Consider the following 17,646-nt stretch of genomic DNA (forward strand, 5'->3'; position numbering starts at 1 on the left):
TAGAACAGTTATCTACTATTCTATTTTAAGTTCAATTTGACAATCCTTACTATCTTTGCTAATATAATTATAGAAATAGACACTACCGATAAGCGGTTAGTCCAAATTCATATTAGTTACGAAAAGTAACCGCAATCCTTTGGTCGAGGGGCGGTTACTTTTTCGTATGATTGATATATGCTATTAAGATCGTAACGACAATACCAAGTATCATCAAAACGATGGAGAGCATTTCATAATCACTCATAAGTTCGCCCTCCTTTCCCAGATTTCCCTTCACAGAGATTTCTATGTAATCAGAGGGTTCAGTCCCTCTGTCGAAGGACTAACCGCCTACCGTTCTCTGGCAGTGCCTGATTGTATTTTACCAGAACAAGCATTCGATATCAAGCAAAATATCTGCTATTCCTTGATAACTGCAATGAATGTTGCTGTGTCGCTTCTCGGTTCTTTTCTTCTATGCGCTCATGAATTTTTGTCTGCTCCATGGCATAGATTTTCTGCTCCGTTTTCTTCATCTTCTGCAGGAATTTCATATATTCTTCCATAACCGGAAAATGTCAGGGGGAATTTCCCGCTGCGATAGTTCTCCATGGCCTTCGCCCCGCCTGAATAATATATTCTCTGGATTCTTTTTCACCCCGTTTCACGACATTCCACAATGTTTCCGGAAAAGCGAAAAACCCCGGAAACATAAGGAGTTTCCAGGGTTTGTAAGCATTTCGATATTCTCTTTTGATTATCTCTTGGGTAACCGAGATTAACGTTTGGAGAACTGCGGAGCTCTTCTCGCTGCTTTGAGTCCGTACTGCTCTCGTTTTAGCGCCGTTTTTCCTTGATTTTACGGGCTTTTTTGAGGTGGCGGCTCCCGGTTGTCCTACCCCTTAACCCAATCAACCGGCGGCATTATCTGCGGTGCCGGACGGGTGAAGCGCCTGATTCACTACATCAAAAAGTTCTTCGGGCTTATTGTACTTGACCTTTGCATAAATGTCCATAGTTGTTTTGCTGTTTTCATGTCCTGCAAGGTACTGGACCGTCTTGGGGTCAACGCCTGCATAAAGCAAATTTGTAATATAGGTATGCCGGAGCTGATGGGGCGTCACTTCAAAATCCAGGGTATAGACGATCCTGGGGTTGTTTTTCTGGCTGGTTCCCAGCGTCGGCTTTACCGTGTATTTGATGCTCTGTCCGTTCACATATTTATAATAGGTGCGCTCCTTGGTGGAACGGACAACAATGTACTGCCACACTCGCTTGAACTGTGAGTAAGACAGGGGCTGGCCCTCGCTGTCAGCAATCACATAGTCAGACGTAGAGGTTGCTTTCGCTTCCCGCAGACAGTCAGCCAGACACTTGGGGATGGGAATGTCTCTCCGGGCCGCTTTGGTCTTTAGAACCGTAGAGATCACCGGCCGGTTGTGTTCTGCCCGCCAAGCCCGCCGTACCGAAATGTACGGGGTGGGAACATCCAGAAACACACAGTCCCATTGGAGGGCAAGGGCTTCTTCCCGACGCAGGCCAGCGTATAAGCCGATCATCACAAAGAGATATGGCGGTAATCCTTTGATTGTCTCCAGAAGTACCGTCACCTGCTGGTCGCTCAGTGCCTCCTTCTTCTGTGCCGGCTTCCCGCCCTTACCCGATATTCCCGCGCAGGGGTTATCTTCAAGAAGCTGGCTGCGCTCCGCCGAATAGAAAACACACTTGATGAGCATATTCACTTTGTTATACAGGCCCTCTGACTTCTTGGACAGCGGCACCAGCGCCAGCCGGATGTCATCCGCCGTCACTTCCTCCATATACATATCGCCCATCGGCTTGATGACGTAGTTCCTCATGTTGGAGGCGTATCCTTTCAAAGTGGCTGCCGAAACTTTTGCAGACTGCATCACCAGCCATTTCTCACAATACTCCGCAACGGTCGGGTGCTGGCGGTGAAAAAGTATCTCCTGCACTTGGCGTCTCGCCGCTAATTGCTTCTCGTAAAGTTCCTCGCAGGTTGTCGCGTACAGGCTGACCTGCTTGCCATCAGCATCCAGAATCCGTGTACGGTAATACTGGATTCCTTTTCGTTCTACACTGGTGTACTGGGGAATTGTTTTTTTCTTAGCCATAGATAATTTCCTTTCTTATGCGCAAATCAAATTGGTTCCTTCACTCCTTTTTTATCAGAAAGATCGGATTAAATCAAAGATACGGATTGGGAAAAGCAAAGAGCGAGGCGTTCCTGCCTCGCTCTTACTGTATTTCCTGTTCTATGCCCACATGGCATCCCATTGGGCAAATGCGCCGTCCATCGCTTTTACGACCTGATCCGGCTGGTTGTATTTGACTTTGGCGTAAATATCCATCGTGATTTTGCTGCTCTCATGGCCCGCCAGGTACTGCACCGTTTTGGGGTCCACCGAGGAATGGATCAGGTTGGTTATGTAGGTGTGTCTGAGTTGGTGGGGAGTGACTTCGAAATCCAGGCTGTAAACACAGTGACCGTTGTTCCGGGCCTTCTCGCCCAGCTGCGGGTAGAGGATATACTTCACATATTTCCCATCTACCAGCTTCTTTGCCACTCTTGGTCTGGCGGTCCTTGTCACAATGTATTGCCACAGCCGCTTAAACTGTGTGTAGGACAGCGGGCCGCCATCCCGATTCGCCACCACATAATCAGATGAAGATGTTTTCTTCGCCTCCCTCAAGCACTCTGCCAGGCAGGTCGGAAGCGGGATATTCCGCTCTGCCGCCTTGGTCTTTAGTTCGGTGAGAATGACTGGCCGATTATGCTCCGTATGCCATGCCCGCCGGACTGTCAGATAAGGGGCCTCTGCGTCCAAATACACTGAATCCCATTGGAGCGCGAGGATTTCTTCTCTCCGCAAACCGGCATACAAACCAATCATTACAAACACATAGGGTGGCAAGTCCCGGATTGCGTCTAAAAGTTGCTCGACCTGTTCATCCGTCAACGCCTGGCGGTCCTCCTGCGGGATACCGCCGCCTTTTGCGTTTAGATGGAGCGTCGGATTCACTTCAATCACATGGCTTTCCTTTGCTGCCCGAAAGATGGATTTATAAAGGATCACCACGGACTTGTAGACCGATGCCGATTTCTTGGAAACCGGGACAAGAGCCAGCTGGATGTCATCCAGAGTTACATCTGCCATCCGCATCTCTCCCAATTCCTTAATGATATGCCGCCTCACCTTGGAGGTGTAATCTGTCAAGGTGGTCTGCCGCACATGGACCGACTGCATCAGCAGCCATTTCTCACAGTATTCTGCTACTGTTGGCGATTTTCGATGAAACCGGGCATGGCCGACCTGCTCCAATGCCTCCATTTCTTTGTCATACAGTTCTTCGGGGGTTCTTGCATAAAGGGCGACCCGCTTGCCATCAGCATCTTCGATCCGGGTCCTGTAATACTCTAAGCCACTCAGCGTGACCGTGCTATAATCTGGAATTAGTCGTTTTCTTTTTGCCAATACCGTTACCTCTCAAGAATCATATTCAGCGCTGTATCTTTGTTTTACCAGACACCACTTATTTCAGCAAGGATACGGATTAGCTCACGCCTCGGCACTTCGCACTTTGCGGTATGTGGCGCACTTTTCCACCGGCTTCGCCCGATGCGTGAATTTTGCGATGTACTCCTGAAGGCTTGCGTCTGTGAAATAGACGCAGCCGTTCTGCACATACTGAACATAGGAAATCAGGCCATTGTTGCGGGCCGTGTCCAGTGTTGCAATACTGATTCCCAGGATTTTGGCCGCTTCTTTCCTTGTAAATAACTTTTCCATATAATCTCTCCCTTCTTTGTCAAGGATATGGTTGTGGCTTTCAAAATCACATGAATGCGCTGGCGGTTTTGCCTGCCAGCGCATGGTATCTAATTTTGAAATTCTTTTTTGTGTTACGCCACATTTGCCACGCACCCCTGACGCAGGGGACAGGACAGGTCTCCGCTGGCGCGGCTGTCATAACTCCGCAGCGTCGTTCATAGCGTGCGCCGCAGGGTTCCCCCCAAGTCTTTGGCGGGCCGTGAGGAAGTATCTTTAAGCCCCCGCGCAGTCATCGCGCCGGATATGCCACCATCCGGGTCACAGGGCCGTTGATCGCTCCGAAACAGCTTGTCCATCACCTCCTGGCTGCTCCATCTTCGCGGCGTCCTGCACTCGCTCATACGCGGGTTATGTACCTGTTCTGCCGTGTATTCAGTTGTCAAAGATCAGCGAAGGAAAAATCCCCTTCTTGATAACCATGACAAAAACAGGCGATTTGTCCTGCCTGTAATGCGATTTTTTTGAAAAATATTTTTGCCTTGCCGCTTCATAAGAGCTGCGGGCGAGGCAAGCATACAGCAAGCACAATAAAATAGGTACTATCGTACTCAAAAACGCCTTTTATAAGGTTCTTCCTGCAAGGAAATGGGCACGATAAAATATGATTAAGGAGACGATAGTGCCTATGGAACTGATAAAAGAGCTGGGACGAAGGATACAAAAAGCGCGTAAGGAAAAAGGACTGACGCAGCAGGAACTCGCAGATCTGAGCCACGTTTCTCTAAAGCACGTTCAAGGCTGCGAAAGAGGGGTGAAGAATCCTTCCTTTGAGGTTCTGCGCGCTTTTTGCAAAGTCTTGAATTTATCTTTAGATTCCCTGATGAATCTCGACCTGCCAGAAGATGAGCAAGCCGCCAACGATATGCGGCAGCTTTACCTTTCGTGCCCTCCGGCTGCCAGAAAAGTGCTGTTAAACTCGACCCGTGCGTTGGCTGATGAGCTGAAAGAGATGGTGCAGACGGCTGGGGTTGACCCCGATGAACATTTAGAGGATAAGTAAGCCGGTGGAGGAATAAAAATCCCCCACCGGCTACTTTTTTGCCGCTATGCGGCGGTCAGGTTATCGGGCCGTATCCAGCAACCGCGCCAGCTTCTTCAGCCCGCGCCGGATGCTCTCCCACACACGGCGGCGGTCAGCACCCTCGATCCGGGCAATCTCCGCCACCGTCATGCCCAGGTAGAACCGGGCGTAGATACGCCGGGCCTGGATGGCGGTCAGCTGCATCAGCGCAGCGTACACTTCCTCCCGTAGCTGCTTCTGCTCCAGGATTTCCTCCGGGGTGAGTGGCCGGTTGAGGGCATCGTTTTCAATGCCATCCTCCCGGTTCAGAGAGTAGTGGGCCTTGTGCCGGAACTTCCGGCGTTCGTAGGCGGCATCATCCTGCTCCTGGCCCCGGATCGCGGCCACGACTTCCTCGGCCACGTCCACAAAGACATCGGTTTTATACACATCGGGATACAGTTCCCGAAGATTGATCTTCTGCATTATGTACCTCCATTTCGATTCACGGATTGACGGGTGAACCGAAATGAAGGCGGTGGGCGACACCTTTCGGGGAAATTCCCGAAAAAACGACAAGCAAAAGCGCCAGCATCCGAAGAACGGCGGCTGGCGCTGTAAAAAGAGGACTTATGACGCTTATGGACCAGCCACGATAGTGCCTGTTCATAAGCAGATGGAGGCCGATTGACGGTCAGGCTTTTTTTGACAGGTAAATTCCTGCCGAATTATGTCGAAGCAGTCTTTGCTTCACGGCGGCTCCCTCCTAAAGCCGCCGTGTCAGCGTGTAGGCGTCACTCCTTTGTCGAGGGCATAAGGAACGGCGGCCTTGATGTACTCAAAACCGCCGCAGTCCTTGAAAATCCATTTTGGGCGCACGAAGCTATCTGCCCTGCAACGGTTTTTTTCTTTTCCCGTTTAGCGGGGCAGGATAGACTAAAAATATTGTATTTTACTTAATGGCTTTTCTCCCAAAGAGCTTCCGATACTGGTGCCCAATTTACAGCATAGGGAGTAGTTCGATCACAGAGGGTATCTACATCTTCTGGCGCTTCGTAATCTGTGGATTTAGCGCCTGTTCTTTTTACCATTTCTCGCAAACACTCTGGATTTTCCAGCATTGGACAGGGCCGAAGCATATTTTTATTGAACGGTTGACCGTCATGATATGCCATAAACAAAGGACTTTTCAGTGCATCCAGCAGAGAACAGTCGTGAATGTTTACATTGGAGTAATGAATGAAAACACACGGCTCTACATCACCCTTTGCATTGATATGTAAATAATTCCGACCACCGGCAATACAGCCTCCTACATACTCGGCATCATTCTGGAAGTCCATGCTAAAAATGGGCTTGGTGTCCCGATAACGCCTAATTCGATGATACATTTCGGTACGCTGTTCTGGTGTCGGCAAGAGTTCTGACACAGCTCCATTGCCTACCGGCATATAGTGGAAAAACCACACAAACATTGCTCCCCATTCAATCATCTGGTCAAAGTAGGCGTCACTGCTTACATCCGCATAGTTAGCACTGGTGTAACAAGTAGATATACCAAAGGGCAGTTTGTGTTCCTTCAAAAGCTTCATGGCATTGACCACCTTTTGAAATACACCGCTGCCGCGCCGTCCATCGGTAGCAGTTTCAAACCCTTCTACACTAATAGCAGGGACAAAGTTCTTAACACGCAACATTTCTTTACAAAATGCCGCATCAATCAAAGTTCCGTTTGTAAAAGATAGGAACTCGCAATCCGGGTGCATCTCGCAGATTTTAATAAGATCAGCCATGCGAACCATTGGCTCTCCGCCGGTGTAGATATACATATAAGTTCCCAGCCTTTTACCCTGCTGGATAATGCTGTCAATCGTTTCAAGGGTTAGATTTAGCCGGTTCCCATATTCTGCCGCCCAGCAGCCAGTGCAATGAAGATTGCAGGCTGAAGTAGGATCAAGCAAAATGGCCCAGGGAATATTACATCCCTCTCTTTCCTTAAGTTCTTCCTGAATTGCCCCTCCCTTGAGAGAAGCGTTAATAATAAAGTTCTGGAAAAAGGTCTTACGAACACCTGCATCCAGTTCATAGGCTTTAAGAATCAACTGATACCAGTTGCTTTTTTCTGCAATCGCCTTACGGAAAGCTGCCCTTTGGCCTTCATACCATCCATCGGGAGCAGCGCGGTCAATTAGTTCAAGAACTTTAGGAATGTTCGTTTCCGGGTCCTTTTCCAAATAATTAAGTGCTGTTGTAACCGCTGCACTAAAAGCAGCAGTTTTCATTGCGTTTACTACATTCATTTTCGTGCCTTTCTCTATCTTTTTTGGTGAAAAAATATTGCGCGTATAAAATCATCTGTACCACAACACTTTTTGACAGAGTAGGACAGTTGTGCGTATTTATTTAGTCCTGTTCTTGTGCGGCTGTTTCTTTTAGCCGCATAAAGCTCTCGTTACTGATGATGTGTTCAATTCGGCAGGCATCTTCCTCCGCCACTTTCGGGTCAACCCCTGCGGCGATAAGCTGTTCAGTAAAGAAGCAGTGCTTTTCATAAATCTGTTCAGCAACCTCTCTGCCAATATCGGTCAAATGAAGAAAATGATCTTCGTCCATTGTGAGAAAGCCGCCATCTTTCAGAGTATTGACTGCCACGCATACACTTGGCTTTGACACACCCATGTGCCGGGCAACATCTACAGAGCGCACCATACCGAGTTTCTTTTGGAGAACTAGGACGCTTTCCAGATAGTCCTCCCCGGACGCATGAAGTTTCATCTTTACCTCCTATCAGTGGATTTCTTGTGGTGCAAAAAAATTTTCCAATGCGCCAATACATTTTTTTGCCGTTTCAAAATCATAATCACAGCGAATAATCTCGAAAAAACTTGCCAGATATGCTCTGGATAGCAACCAGCAAATATCCTCTGCATAGTTGTTATTTAGTTTCGACAGGCGGTGATAGACACTTTTTTCTATGGCGCTGTAAAATTCATTGTAATATGAAGTACATCTACATTGGACAACTATTCTGAACACATCCCAGTAAAGGTAAACCAATATCAGGCCCTGTTCAGGCATGATAGAACAAGCAGCATTAGTAGGGCAGTTATTCAGAGTTTCTAATAGCTTCTTTGTAGCGGGTTCAACAACAGCACGATATAAAGCATCTTTGCCAGGGAAACGATGGTATAACGCTCCTGTTGTCATGCCTGCCTGTTTACATATCGTTTTTAGAGAAGTCCCGTGGTATCCATTGTGCAGAAAGCTGTCCTTTGCACACCCTATAATCTTTGCGGTCACTTCTTCTTTTGACATTTTTATGAACCTTTCCCTCATCCAGCAACAAGTATCTTTACACCGATTGCAATAAGAATAAATCCGCCCAAAATTCCGGCCCACTTTTCCATGCGGTTGCCAAAGATGTTTCCAATCTTAACTCCGACGCTTGAAAGCAAAAATGCTGTACTACCAATTAATGAAACGGCAACAATCATATTCACTTGCAATGCAGCAAAAGTAACACCTACTGCAAATGCGTCAATACTCGTTGCAATGGCAGCCGGGATCATTACTGTAGGAGCGATTGATGCTGAGTTCGTTTCTGAATTTTCTTTCAGAGTCTCTCTCAACATATTCAGTCCAATCAATACAAGAAGGATAAAAGATAATGCGCGAGAGATAGGTGCAATATAGTGAATGAAACTTTCTCCACACAAAAAGCCAAGGAGAGGCATAATCAACTGAAAGCCGCCAAAATACAGGCCGGTTACAATACACGCTTTTTTACATTGTCCTTGAATAGTTAATCCTTTGCCCACAGAAACGGCAAAAGCATCCATCGCAAGACCAACTGCAACTAAAAGCATTTCTACTCCGTTCAACTATGCCCCTCCTTCAGCTCCGATTTACACAGCCCAGCCAAGGCTCTCCTGCTGAATATGGAACAGTTTATGATACAGACCGTTCTTCTTCATCAGCTCATCGTGGGTTCCATGCTCTACCAACCGTCCATTGTCAAGAACGAGGATCTGGTCCGCATCCACAACTGTACGGAGGCGGTGGGCGATCATAATAACTGTCTTACCTTCCACCAGTTTGGCAATCGCCTTTTGAACCAGAACTTCATTCTCCGGGTCGAGGGATGCTGTGGCCTCGTCCAGCAGAATAATGGGAGCGTTTTTCAGCAAGGCGCGGGCGATGGAAATACGCTGGCGCTCACCGCCGGAAAGGGTGCTACCGTTTTCACCGAGGACCGTCTGATACCCGTCCGGCATTTCCCGGACAAATTCATCACAATAGGCTGCTTTGGCAGCAGCAATTACCTGATCGTCCGTTGCGTTTGGATTGCCCAGCCGGATATTGTTCATAACTGTATCATTGAACAGGGTCACATCCTGGAATACGAAAGACATATAAGACATGAGGCTTTCCGGCTCCATACTCTTGATGTCTTTGCCGCCCACGGTGATCTTGCCCTTCTGAACATCCCAAAAGCGGGCAATCAGTTTGGAAATCGTGCTTTTACCGGAACCGGACGGCCCAACGAGGGCAGTCACGCTCCCTTGGGGGATTTTGCAGGAAACATCTTTGATGACATCTTCCTGATTGTAGGCAAAAGTCACATGGGAAAGCTCAATATCACAGTTCGGGACCGTTTTCCCGTCACCGTCCATTGCAGGAGTGGTGAGCAGGGTACGCATACGACTTGTAACTACATTCAAATTCAGCAGCGAGGACAAATTCGCCAGTATTGCCAAAATAGGGCCATAAATCCGCGTGACCATCAGCAGGAACATGAGCAAAGGCAACAGTTCAATTTGTCCACTGGTCAGGAGGATAGCACCGACAAAGATTGTAATGCCAATACCTGCCTGCAAAATCATGCTGGCGCTGGACATAAACACGCCAACAGCCATTTCTACCTTGATGGCGATCTTTTTCATGGCAAGCAGAGCTTTATCCAACGCACTGAAATGAGAGCCGGACAGCCCGCAGGACTTGATGATCTTCATGCCTTCCAGGTATTCCTGTACCTGGTCAGAGGCAGCCAGTTTTGCGTCAACCTGCTTTTCAAACAGTTTCTTTTGATGGTTCCGGCTGAGCCAGATAATGAGGAAGGCAATCGGAACCGTGATGAATACGCACAGAGCAAGCCGCCAGTCAAAGAAGGCCAACAGGATGCAGGTCAGGGTCACCGTGATGCCGTTTGCAATCAGCGGAGGGATCGTGCTGCTGAGCAGGGACTCCATGCTGCTACAATCTGCCATCATATTCGTGGTCAGTTCGGAAAGGTCCTTGGTGTTAAAGAAATTCATAGGGAGTTTCCGAAGATGCTCCGCAATCCGCAGCCGGGTTGTGTTCGACTCCTTATACGAGGCAATATAGGTTTTGCGGTAATCATTTTTGGCGGCCAGAAATACCAGGATGGCCGAAACAATACCTGCGCCCCACAGCATCCAGATATGGTTCCACTGGATGGAGCCGCCACTGACAAAGGGCGTCAGAATTTCACTGAAGATCATAACAGTTACACAGAACGGCAGAAGCATAGCGAGGTTCGTCAATGTGCAGGCGAAGATTGCTTTTTTCAGATCTGCGTAACCCTTGTCTGATAAAAAGAGAGCTTTTTGTAATCTGCTCATAGTTACACCGCCTTTCCGCTGATTTTCCAGCCAATCGCTTCTGTATAGTGGTTCCACATCTGTGCATAGCGTCCGCCTGCGGCCACCAACTCGTCATGTTTTCCTTCTTCGACCAAGTGTCCTTTCTCCATGACAATGATCTTATCGGCATTGCGGATCGTGGAGAGGCGGTGTGCAATGATGATAACTGTCTTACCCTGCATCAGCTTTTCAAAGGCTTTCTGGATCAGATATTCATTCTCCGGGTCGCTGAACGCCGTTGCCTCATCCAGCACGATGATAGGCGAGTCTTTGATAATAGCCCGCGCAATGGCAATCCGCTGGCGCTCGCCGCCAGAGAGATGGATGCCTTTGGAGCCGACCACCGTGTGATACCCGTTGGGAAGTTTGGAGATAAACTCGTGGCATTGAGCCGCTTTCGCCGCCGCAATTACTTGTTCCTCACTGGCCGAAGGGTTGCCCATACGGATATTATCCAAAATGCTCTGCTTGAACAGGAAAATATCCTGGAACACAAAGCTGACATGGTGCATCAGGTCATCCTCCGCCATATCGCGCACATCTACGCCGCCGATGGTAATGCTGCCGGAAGATACATCCCAAAAACGAGAAATCAGATTGGCAATCGTACTCTTGCCACCGCCGGACGGCCCAACAATAGCCGTGATTTGTCCCTGCTTCGAAACAAAGGAAACATCATCCAGCGCCTTTTCGTGTGTATCTCCCGTGTAGGAAAAACTGACATTCTTGAAAGCAACATCATCATTGGCGGGCTTCTTGGGATGGTTCGTTTCCGGCATTTCGGGGATGTTCAGAATTTCATCCATCCGAGCCACATTCCCATCAATCTGCATGAACGACTCGGAGATATACATGATCTTGTTCAGCACGCCGGAAATTGCGGGTACAAAGAGCAGATAGAAAATGAAGGTCATGGCAAACCCAGCAAAATCATCCGACCTGGAGCCGATTAAAATTCCGACAGGTACAAGGATCAGATAAACATTATTGATGATTGTGGTGAAGGCGGGCATACAGTTCTGCCAGCCCAGGGAAAATTTCAGGACCCACTCTGTATATCCGGTAATCGCTTCTTTGAGCTTTTTGAAAGAGGATGCCGTCTGGTTAAATGCCTTCACAACCGACATTCCACGAACATACTCCACAGAAGCGTTGTTCATTTCCTCCAGGGCTTTTTGATACTTGCCCATATTCTCCTTCATCTCGCCGCTGCCAAAGCCAATAAACTCCGCAACAAACGCCAGAACGATACCGACCAGAGAGGCAAGACCGAACCGCCAGTCAACAGCCAGCAAGATGATGACCATAACGATGGGAGCCGTGACGGACGCCACAAAATCCGGGAACTGATGGGCAATGAACCCTTCCACGCTCTCAATATTCTCATCCATGATTTTACGCAGACGCCCGCTGCCGATGGTCAAATGATAGCCCAACGGAATTTTGGTGATATGGTCAGCGAACAAGACCTTCAGCTCGTACAGTGTACCGAACGCCGCCATGTGGGAACTGAAAATAGCCAGAAAATACAACAGGATATTCGCCACAATCCCGGCGAGCGCCAGCCAGCCATAATTCATGACCATTCCCATATCCAGTTGGTCAAGGTTCGGGAAAACACCGATAATTGAGCGGATCATAAAATAGACCGCTATGTACGGGATGAACGAAGCAATGGCCGCCAGTGACGAAAGAACCGCAGCTAAGAATACAAGGCCCTTTCTGTCAGAAGCCAATTCCATGCATCGTGCCAAACCCGTCTTTGGTTTTGCCTGTTTCGACTTTGCGTTTGACATAGCATGAACCCTCCTTAAAAGTGAAAATGGCGAGGTTAGCAACTTCTAACCTCGCCATTCATTTTATCAACCTTTGAAATTGCTTGCTACTCCATACCTCTGTTCCGATGGCTAAAATAGCCCAAAGATACCAGAGAGTTAGCCGTAACTATATCGTCCTTAGACAATACCCGCCTTCTGGAAGTGCTTTTTGAACACGCCTTTTGCAATCAAAGCGCCGACAATGCCTGCAACGAAGGTCACAACAGCAATGATGACTACCATTGTTCCATTCATAAAGCTATGTAGCTCCGTCAGATACTCGGCACTCACGCCGTTAGAGGTGGACATATCATCCACATAGCCGGTCATGATGACCATAGGAAGATAGGTGCCCAGTGCAAAGAACATCATATAGACGGAATAGCCAATGGTATTCAGCCAGAAGCTCTTGTAGTGGCCGGCGCGGGCCAGCAGCTCCGCAATTACGGCACCGGCAATAAAGCCAACGGCAACCGCCCATCCTGCGCCAATTAGAAACTCGATCAGGCCGATCACCACACCGCTCAAGAGAACGCTCCCAGCCTTTGGCACTTTAGCGCGCATCAGCATATAGATAATGCCTCCGGGAATTGCAGCAATGGCGCTCCCAAAAGCGAAAGTCACCACGGTAGCTGCGGAGGCAAAGATGCACACCATTACCACAGCAAAGAATAACACCGTAAAAATGCCCAGCGTGATAAAGTCCTTTGCTTTCATTTTGTCGGATGCCCCGACAGGTTTTGCTTGTTCACTCATACAGATAGCCCCTTTCTATTATTTGTATATAACTAAGATGAAGTCCTTTCATCCACGCGAATGACACGGGAACAAATCTTCATCAGTAGTTCATTGTCATGGGAAATCACCAGGATGGCTTTCCCTCTTTTGGACAGCGCACTTAAAATTCCTGCAACGCTCTCCATGTTTTTGTAATCCAAGCCGCTTGTAGGCTCATCAAAAATAAGTACCTCTGCATCCCGGAGTGCCGCAACGCCAATAGCGGTGCGCTGCTTCTGACCGCCAGAGAGGGACATTGGATGCCGCTCTTTATAAATTGTCAAATTCAGCTCGTCCAGAATATCATCTATTCGTTTTTCATCTTTATCCTTTTGGTCGGACAATGCCAGCAGTAGTTCCTGGTAAACGCTATCAGTAAACAGTTGATAGTCCGGGTCCTGCATGACAAGATACGCTTTCTTAATCCGCCGTTTACTTGGAACCGTACTGTTTTTGTATAGAACTTCTCCATGCAGTTCCTTTTGCAAACCACATAGGGTTCTGGCCAAAGTTGATTTGCCACAACCATTTTTCCCTACCACGCCGACAATTTCTCCAGGGTAGACACAAAAGTTCAGGTGCTGCGCCACGGGTTCTCCCTTTTCATATCCAATCGCGAGATCTCTGACTTCGACAGCCGGGGAATCGTTTCGAGAGGGTGTTGTTTCGGGAAGCTCTAACCTTGTAGGCGTATAGCTTCTAAGTCCCAGCGCCTTGATTTGCTCGGTACTGAGTAAAGCAAAATCACTGGCGGACCAAGATTGTTTCAGCTTACCATGCTCCATAAGGACAATGCGGTCGGCAATCCCATTCAAGAAGTAAAGGCGGTGTTCGGATACAATAATCGTTTTTCCCTGCGCCTTAATCAGCAAAAGTAGCCGTCGTAGTTCTTGAATGGCCTCCGGGTCCAGGTTTGAGGAAGGCTCGTCCAGAACAAAAATATCAGGGTTTAATGCGTAAACACTGGCAAATGCTATGGTCTGCTTTTGTCCGCCGGACAAGTCAAACAGGTTGCGATCCTTTAATTTTTCAATATGCAATTCCCGGATAGTCTGTTGGTAACGGTCCAGCATCACTTGATAGGGCATCCCTTTATTTTCCATACCAAACACAATCTCGCTGTCCGTATCCAGGCTAAAAAACTGACTGCGTGGATTTTGGAAAACAGAGCCTATCTTGTCCGACAAATCGTGCGGTTGGATCGTGCGGGTATCAACTCCGTCAATGAGAACCGTCCCGGACATTTCCCCTTCGTAAAAGTGGGGAATAAGTGTATTTATCAACCTGGTCACACAAGTCTTTCCACATCCAGATTCGCCAGTAAGAACAACACACTCCCCTTTTTCAATCTGCAAATTAAAATCTTGCAGATTCTCCCGTTCAGCACCGGAATATTGAAAAGATACATGGTCAATATCAATCATCATCATATCCTCCCATATATCTGATATTTGCAGAAAAACAGCACCACAAAAGCAACGAGAAAGAAGAACAGTACCATCCAATCTTTAGCATGAACTTTTAGCTGAATGAACGAAGTCCGTTGCGCCGGATTATCAATGCCTCTCGTCACCGCAGAAGCAGATAATTCTTCTGCAATCGAAGCAGAGCGCATCACGATGGGGATAGCGATTGCCTCCAGAATGAGCATGGGACGTGTGAATACATTTTTCCACGAAAGGGCGATGCCTCTTAACTTCATCGCGTCATAAATATTGTGGATCTCCTCACTGAAAGTAGGAAAAAAGCGCAATACCATAGCGAATGTAATGGTAATGCTCCGAGGAATTTTTAGCGAGTACATAGCCGCAATCAATTCGCTGACTTTCGTTGTAGCAATAAAAGTTGAAGCAAAGAGTACCACGGGTATCATCACCCGGATGAACAATGTGAAGATCGACAAAATAGTTTCGATGGCCTGGGGAAGGAAGGCGCAAAGCTGCTGTATTGCCGCAATTACCACATAAAAGATGATGTATTTCAATACAATCTTTTTCTGCCCCATCAGGCACGAAAGAATGCAGATAAAGGAAAAACACACGCTGCCAAGGACAAAATCTTTCAAGCCAAATACCATGAAGTTGATAAGTAAAAATAAAAGCAACTTGATTCGAGTATCTATGGTCAGCAGGGATACCACCTCCTAAATAAAAGCCGATGCGTTAGCATAAACTAACCGCGCCGGCTCATTATATCTTTTTGCGTAAATTTTTTCTGCTCCATTCCTCTGGAAAGACCTGAAAAACAGCCCGTTCTTCCTATCTATTTTTTCCGGTAGTCTTTTGGGAGCATCCCATACACAGATTGAAACGCTTTAGCAAATTTGCTGGCATTGCTGTATCCAAGTTCTAAAGCTATATCCCCGATTTTCATTTTATTTTCCGAAAGCCACTGGGCTGCTAAATTCATTTTGTATTTTTTGAGATAGGCATACGGTGTGTCCCCATAGATATGGGAAAACACCAGATGAAAAACGGAGAGGTTCAAGTGTGCCTCTTTTGCCAACTGCTCCAGGGAAACTTTCTCATCCAAGTGAGAAATAAGGTATTCTCGAATAGCTTTTGTAGTCTGTATCTGCTTCTTATCAAAATATTTTAGATCGCACCCGTTGACTTGTGTCAGCTGATCCATGTGATACAGAAGCTCGATGGCCTTAATTTTGAAATAGCCGATGGGCTCCATTTCTGCCGCAGTATACAATTCTGAAAAAAGATGCTTTAATTGTGGCGGGGTCTCACTGACATACCATCTTGTTTCTATTCCCAGTGTAGTTCCGATCTTATCAAGATCAATGGGAATTGTCTGCATCATCCGACGCGTTCCGACCGAAAGTGCCTGCCGGTCTATGACAAGACTGACGCCATAATATTTTCCCAGCGGAAAAGAAAAAGAAACCGGCAAATGCTCTGTTGCTGCAACACTAAAATAGCCCTCTGGTAAATACGACACAGTATGATTGGCAAATTCGCATTCATACCGACCGGCCTGGCAGTGCGTAATCTGAATAATATCTGGATTAAACTTTTGTGTTTTCATGGACTCATCCGATTCAAAATCGAGGAAGCAAAGCTGTATTCCCTCAAACAGATTATAGTTTTTTACAATTCCCCGGCCTTTGCAGCCATAATCTACGACTACACAATCATCACTTTGCGTCAGAACTTTGGCCTGCATACCGTACCAGTCTTGATTGAAACTGGCATTTCCCATTATACTCACTCCAATCAGTTAGTCATAACTTACTGATTTTATAATAACACACGCCTGGACGAAATTCAAGAAAATAGCCCGTTCATGTTTTAACGAGTCCAGATTCGGGATAAGACTGGCAAACCTGCAAATAGATGTCAAGAGTTAAACCGAGAAAAATCGTACTTTACACTTTGCGCTCAAAAGCAGGCATGACAAATGGACCTGCAAACGAAGCCATTTTGCAGATCTGTGTTTTTGTAATGCTGCGCATTGTATGAACTGACACCGCCGTCAGCAGTATATAAGAATGGCTGGCTATGCGACACAGCCGGTTTGTGAATCCAGCGTGTTTAGATAAGCAGATGGGCCGGTTGGCGGCCAAGCTTTTTTTGACAGGTAAATTCCTGCCGAATTATGTCGAAGCAGTCTTTGCTTCACGGCGGCTCCCTCCTAAAGCCGCCGTCACCATTGAAACAGGGTCGTCACTCTTTGGGCATAAGGAACGGCGGCCTTGATTTTGTCAAAGCCGCCGTAAGTGTGTTTAGGGCATGGCGATTGCCTGCTGAACGACGGCTTTTTTTCTTTTGCCGTCGTCCGGCAGATAGATCGCATATATCTATCAGTTATGATTGGTCTTGCAAGATGCTTCGTGCCTCATCCTCGCTTATGTAGCCGTATTGAACCATTCTCTGTACGACATACTCTTGACGCTGTTCCGCCAGCTCTGGGTTGGCTGTCAGCGAATAAACTGAGGGCGCATTGGGAATCCCCGCCAAGAGAGTACATTCATAATCCGTCATATCAATAGGGGCTTTCCCAAAATATCCTTGGCTTGCATCGTAAATACAGTAGTAGCCGTCTCCAAAATAGATAGAATTGACATACAACTCTAAAATCTCATCTTTTGTATAGGTATTTTCCAAGCGGAATGCCATAAACATCTCAGCGATCTTGCGGATGAAACTTTTTTCCTGCGTAAAATACAGATTTTTGGCAAGTTGCTGTGTTATGGTGCTGCCACCCTCACGCAGGCTCCAAGAGGTCAGATTGTTCCAGGCAGCTCGTCCTATGGCAATCAGGTCAATTCCAAAATGCTGTTCAAAACGGTGATCTTCCACTGCCACAACGGCGTCCAAATAAATCTCTGGGATTTCAGCAAGGGTCGTATAATCGGGATCAGCTTGAATCTCGGCAACTTTTTCCTCAAGAGGTTGCTCGGCAAGTGCATCACGGTACATTTTATAACCAAATCCGCCCAAAACACCGCCAACAACGAGCATCGCAAGCATCACAAGCGCGAAGGAGCGAATTAGGAACTTTCTTATTCTTTTCATGCTGCACCTGCCTTTCCGTTTGAAGTA

At 47.3% G+C, this 17,646-nt stretch carries 19 protein-coding genes; 3 read left to right on the top strand and 16 right to left on the bottom strand.

The genetic code is table 11. From position 1 onward, the window contains the following. Positions 1 to 154: 154 nt before the first annotated feature. From AC0QUU_RS14030 to AC0QUU_RS14045, 4 genes are all read right to left on the bottom strand, one after another. Positions 155 to 280 (bottom strand): hypothetical protein, encoded by a 126-nt coding sequence (locus AC0QUU_RS14030; protein ID WP_268874759.1) that lies wholly within the window; start codon positions 278 to 280, stop codon positions 155 to 157. A gap of 613 nt (positions 281 to 893) precedes the next feature. Further along, the gene (locus AC0QUU_RS14035; protein WP_474543504.1) at positions 894 to 2,117 is read right to left on the bottom strand and encodes a tyrosine-type recombinase/integrase; all 1,224 of its coding nucleotides are present in this window, start codon (positions 2,115 to 2,117) and stop codon (positions 894 to 896) included. Positions 2,118 to 2,258: 141 nt separating this feature from the next. Further along, entirely contained in the window at positions 2,259 to 3,479 is a 1,221-nt protein-coding gene (locus tag AC0QUU_RS14040; RefSeq protein WP_474543505.1) for a tyrosine-type recombinase/integrase, read from the bottom strand. A gap of 84 nt (positions 3,480 to 3,563) precedes the next feature. Then, a complete protein-coding gene (locus AC0QUU_RS14045; protein ID WP_193500474.1) occupies positions 3,564 to 3,794 on the bottom strand; it encodes a helix-turn-helix domain-containing protein in 231 nt (76 codons plus the stop codon). Between the two features lie 667 nt (positions 3,795 to 4,461). On the opposite strand from AC0QUU_RS14045, the gene AC0QUU_RS14050 reads away from it, so the two are divergent. Then, entirely contained in the window at positions 4,462 to 4,836 is a 375-nt protein-coding gene (locus AC0QUU_RS14050; protein WP_474543506.1) for a helix-turn-helix domain-containing protein, read from the top strand. Positions 4,837 to 4,896: 60 nt separating this feature from the next. Here AC0QUU_RS14050 and AC0QUU_RS14055 read toward each other — a convergent pair whose 3' ends face one another. Next, positions 4,897 to 5,322 carry an RNA polymerase sigma factor gene (locus tag AC0QUU_RS14055; RefSeq protein WP_147566005.1) on the bottom strand — a complete coding sequence of 142 codons (426 nt, stop codon included), beginning with the start codon at positions 5,320 to 5,322 and terminating at the stop codon, positions 4,897 to 4,899. Positions 5,323 to 5,523: 201 nt separating this feature from the next. Between AC0QUU_RS14055 and AC0QUU_RS14060 the strand changes: the two genes are divergently transcribed. Continuing rightward, the gene (locus tag AC0QUU_RS14060) at positions 5,524 to 5,796 is read left to right on the top strand and encodes a hypothetical protein (protein ID WP_474543507.1); all 273 of its coding nucleotides are present in this window, start codon (positions 5,524 to 5,526) and stop codon (positions 5,794 to 5,796) included. Here the strand turns inward: AC0QUU_RS14060 and AC0QUU_RS14065 are convergent. The 10 genes from AC0QUU_RS14065 to AC0QUU_RS14110 all read right to left on the bottom strand — a co-directional run bounded on the left by AC0QUU_RS14065 (position 5,793) and on the right by AC0QUU_RS14110 (position 16,303). Next, on the bottom strand, positions 5,793 to 7,136 hold the full coding sequence (locus AC0QUU_RS14065; protein WP_474543508.1) for a radical SAM protein: 1,344 nt from the start codon (positions 7,134 to 7,136) through the stop codon (positions 5,793 to 5,795). The two genes, AC0QUU_RS14060 and AC0QUU_RS14065, sit on opposite strands and share 4 nt — an antisense overlap. Before the next feature lie 103 nt (positions 7,137 to 7,239). Next, a complete protein-coding gene (locus tag AC0QUU_RS14070) occupies positions 7,240 to 7,611 on the bottom strand; it encodes a metal-dependent transcriptional regulator (protein WP_474543509.1) in 372 nt (123 codons plus the stop codon). Between the two features lie 12 nt (positions 7,612 to 7,623). Beyond that, on the bottom strand, positions 7,624 to 8,151 hold the full coding sequence (locus tag AC0QUU_RS14075; protein ID WP_474543510.1) for a TetR/AcrR family transcriptional regulator: 528 nt from the start codon (positions 8,149 to 8,151) through the stop codon (positions 7,624 to 7,626). Between the two features lie 17 nt (positions 8,152 to 8,168). After that, positions 8,169 to 8,717 (bottom strand): manganese efflux pump MntP, encoded by a 549-nt coding sequence (locus AC0QUU_RS14080; RefSeq protein ID WP_412572683.1) that lies wholly within the window; start codon positions 8,715 to 8,717, stop codon positions 8,169 to 8,171. A gap of 24 nt (positions 8,718 to 8,741) precedes the next feature. Further along, positions 8,742 to 10,478 carry an ABC transporter ATP-binding protein gene (locus tag AC0QUU_RS14085; protein ID WP_474543511.1) on the bottom strand — a complete coding sequence of 579 codons (1,737 nt, stop codon included), beginning with the start codon at positions 10,476 to 10,478 and terminating at the stop codon, positions 8,742 to 8,744. Between the two features lie 2 nt (positions 10,479 to 10,480). After that, positions 10,481 to 12,295 (bottom strand): ABC transporter ATP-binding protein, encoded by a 1,815-nt coding sequence (locus AC0QUU_RS14090; protein ID WP_474543512.1) that lies wholly within the window; start codon positions 12,293 to 12,295, stop codon positions 10,481 to 10,483. A 159-nt stretch (positions 12,296 to 12,454) separates the two neighbouring features. Further along, complete coding sequence (locus AC0QUU_RS14095; protein WP_474543513.1) at positions 12,455 to 13,072, bottom strand: MptD family putative ECF transporter S component; 618 nt, start codon at positions 13,070 to 13,072, stop codon at positions 12,455 to 12,457. A gap of 32 nt (positions 13,073 to 13,104) precedes the next feature. Then, a complete protein-coding gene (locus AC0QUU_RS14100) occupies positions 13,105 to 14,523 on the bottom strand; it encodes an ABC transporter ATP-binding protein (protein ID WP_474543514.1) in 1,419 nt (472 codons plus the stop codon). Continuing rightward, entirely contained in the window at positions 14,520 to 15,233 is a 714-nt protein-coding gene (locus tag AC0QUU_RS14105; RefSeq protein WP_087325443.1) for an energy-coupling factor transporter transmembrane component T, read from the bottom strand. The genes AC0QUU_RS14100 and AC0QUU_RS14105 overlap by 4 nt, the downstream gene beginning before the upstream one ends. Positions 15,234 to 15,355: 122 nt before the next feature. After that, complete coding sequence (locus AC0QUU_RS14110; protein ID WP_474543515.1) at positions 15,356 to 16,303, bottom strand: helix-turn-helix domain-containing protein; 948 nt, start codon at positions 16,301 to 16,303, stop codon at positions 15,356 to 15,358. Positions 16,304 to 16,437: 134 nt separating this feature from the next. On the opposite strand from AC0QUU_RS14110, the gene AC0QUU_RS14115 reads away from it, so the two are divergent. Further along, on the top strand, positions 16,438 to 16,563 hold the full coding sequence (locus AC0QUU_RS14115; RefSeq protein ID WP_474543516.1) for a hypothetical protein: 126 nt from the start codon (positions 16,438 to 16,440) through the stop codon (positions 16,561 to 16,563). A gap of 345 nt (positions 16,564 to 16,908) precedes the next feature. Here AC0QUU_RS14115 and AC0QUU_RS14120 read toward each other — a convergent pair whose 3' ends face one another. Beyond that, a complete protein-coding gene (locus tag AC0QUU_RS14120) occupies positions 16,909 to 17,619 on the bottom strand; it encodes a transglycosylase domain-containing protein (protein WP_474543517.1) in 711 nt (236 codons plus the stop codon). Positions 17,620 to 17,646: the final 27 nt, after the last annotated feature.

It is taken from the genome of Mediterraneibacter sp. HA8405, assembly GCF_056148955.1.

What these genes read in the sequence shown, in the direction of transcription:
- AC0QUU_RS14035 (WP_474543504.1), bottom strand. Translation starts at nt 2,117, where the DNA reads ATGGCTAAGAAAAAAACAATTCCCCAGTACACCAGTGTAGAACGAAAA.
- AC0QUU_RS14045 (WP_193500474.1), bottom strand. Translation starts at nt 3,794, where the DNA reads ATGGAAAAGTTATTTACAAGGAAAGAAGCGGCCAAAATCCTGGGAATC.
- AC0QUU_RS14050 (WP_474543506.1), top strand. Translation starts at nt 4,462, where the DNA reads ATGGAACTGATAAAAGAGCTGGGACGAAGGATACAAAAAGCGCGTAAG.
- AC0QUU_RS14055 (WP_147566005.1), bottom strand. Translation starts at nt 5,322, where the DNA reads ATGCAGAAGATCAATCTTCGGGAACTGTATCCCGATGTGTATAAAACC.
- AC0QUU_RS14065 (WP_474543508.1), bottom strand. Translation starts at nt 7,136, where the DNA reads ATGAATGTAGTAAACGCAATGAAAACTGCTGCTTTTAGTGCAGCGGTT.
- AC0QUU_RS14070 (WP_474543509.1), bottom strand. Translation starts at nt 7,611, where the DNA reads ATGAAACTTCATGCGTCCGGGGAGGACTATCTGGAAAGCGTCCTAGTT.
- AC0QUU_RS14075 (WP_474543510.1), bottom strand. Translation starts at nt 8,151, where the DNA reads ATGTCAAAAGAAGAAGTGACCGCAAAGATTATAGGGTGTGCAAAGGAC.
- AC0QUU_RS14085 (WP_474543511.1), bottom strand. Translation starts at nt 10,478, where the DNA reads ATGAGCAGATTACAAAAAGCTCTCTTTTTATCAGACAAGGGTTACGCA.
- AC0QUU_RS14090 (WP_474543512.1), bottom strand. Translation starts at nt 12,295, where the DNA reads ATGTCAAACGCAAAGTCGAAACAGGCAAAACCAAAGACGGGTTTGGCA.
- AC0QUU_RS14095 (WP_474543513.1), bottom strand. Translation starts at nt 13,072, where the DNA reads ATGAGTGAACAAGCAAAACCTGTCGGGGCATCCGACAAAATGAAAGCA.
- AC0QUU_RS14100 (WP_474543514.1), bottom strand. Translation starts at nt 14,523, where the DNA reads ATGATGATGATTGATATTGACCATGTATCTTTTCAATATTCCGGTGCT.
- AC0QUU_RS14110 (WP_474543515.1), bottom strand. Translation starts at nt 16,303, where the DNA reads ATGGGAAATGCCAGTTTCAATCAAGACTGGTACGGTATGCAGGCCAAA.
- AC0QUU_RS14115 (WP_474543516.1), top strand. Translation starts at nt 16,438, where the DNA reads ATGTCAAGAGTTAAACCGAGAAAAATCGTACTTTACACTTTGCGCTCA.
- AC0QUU_RS14120 (WP_474543517.1), bottom strand. Translation starts at nt 17,619, where the DNA reads ATGAAAAGAATAAGAAAGTTCCTAATTCGCTCCTTCGCGCTTGTGATG.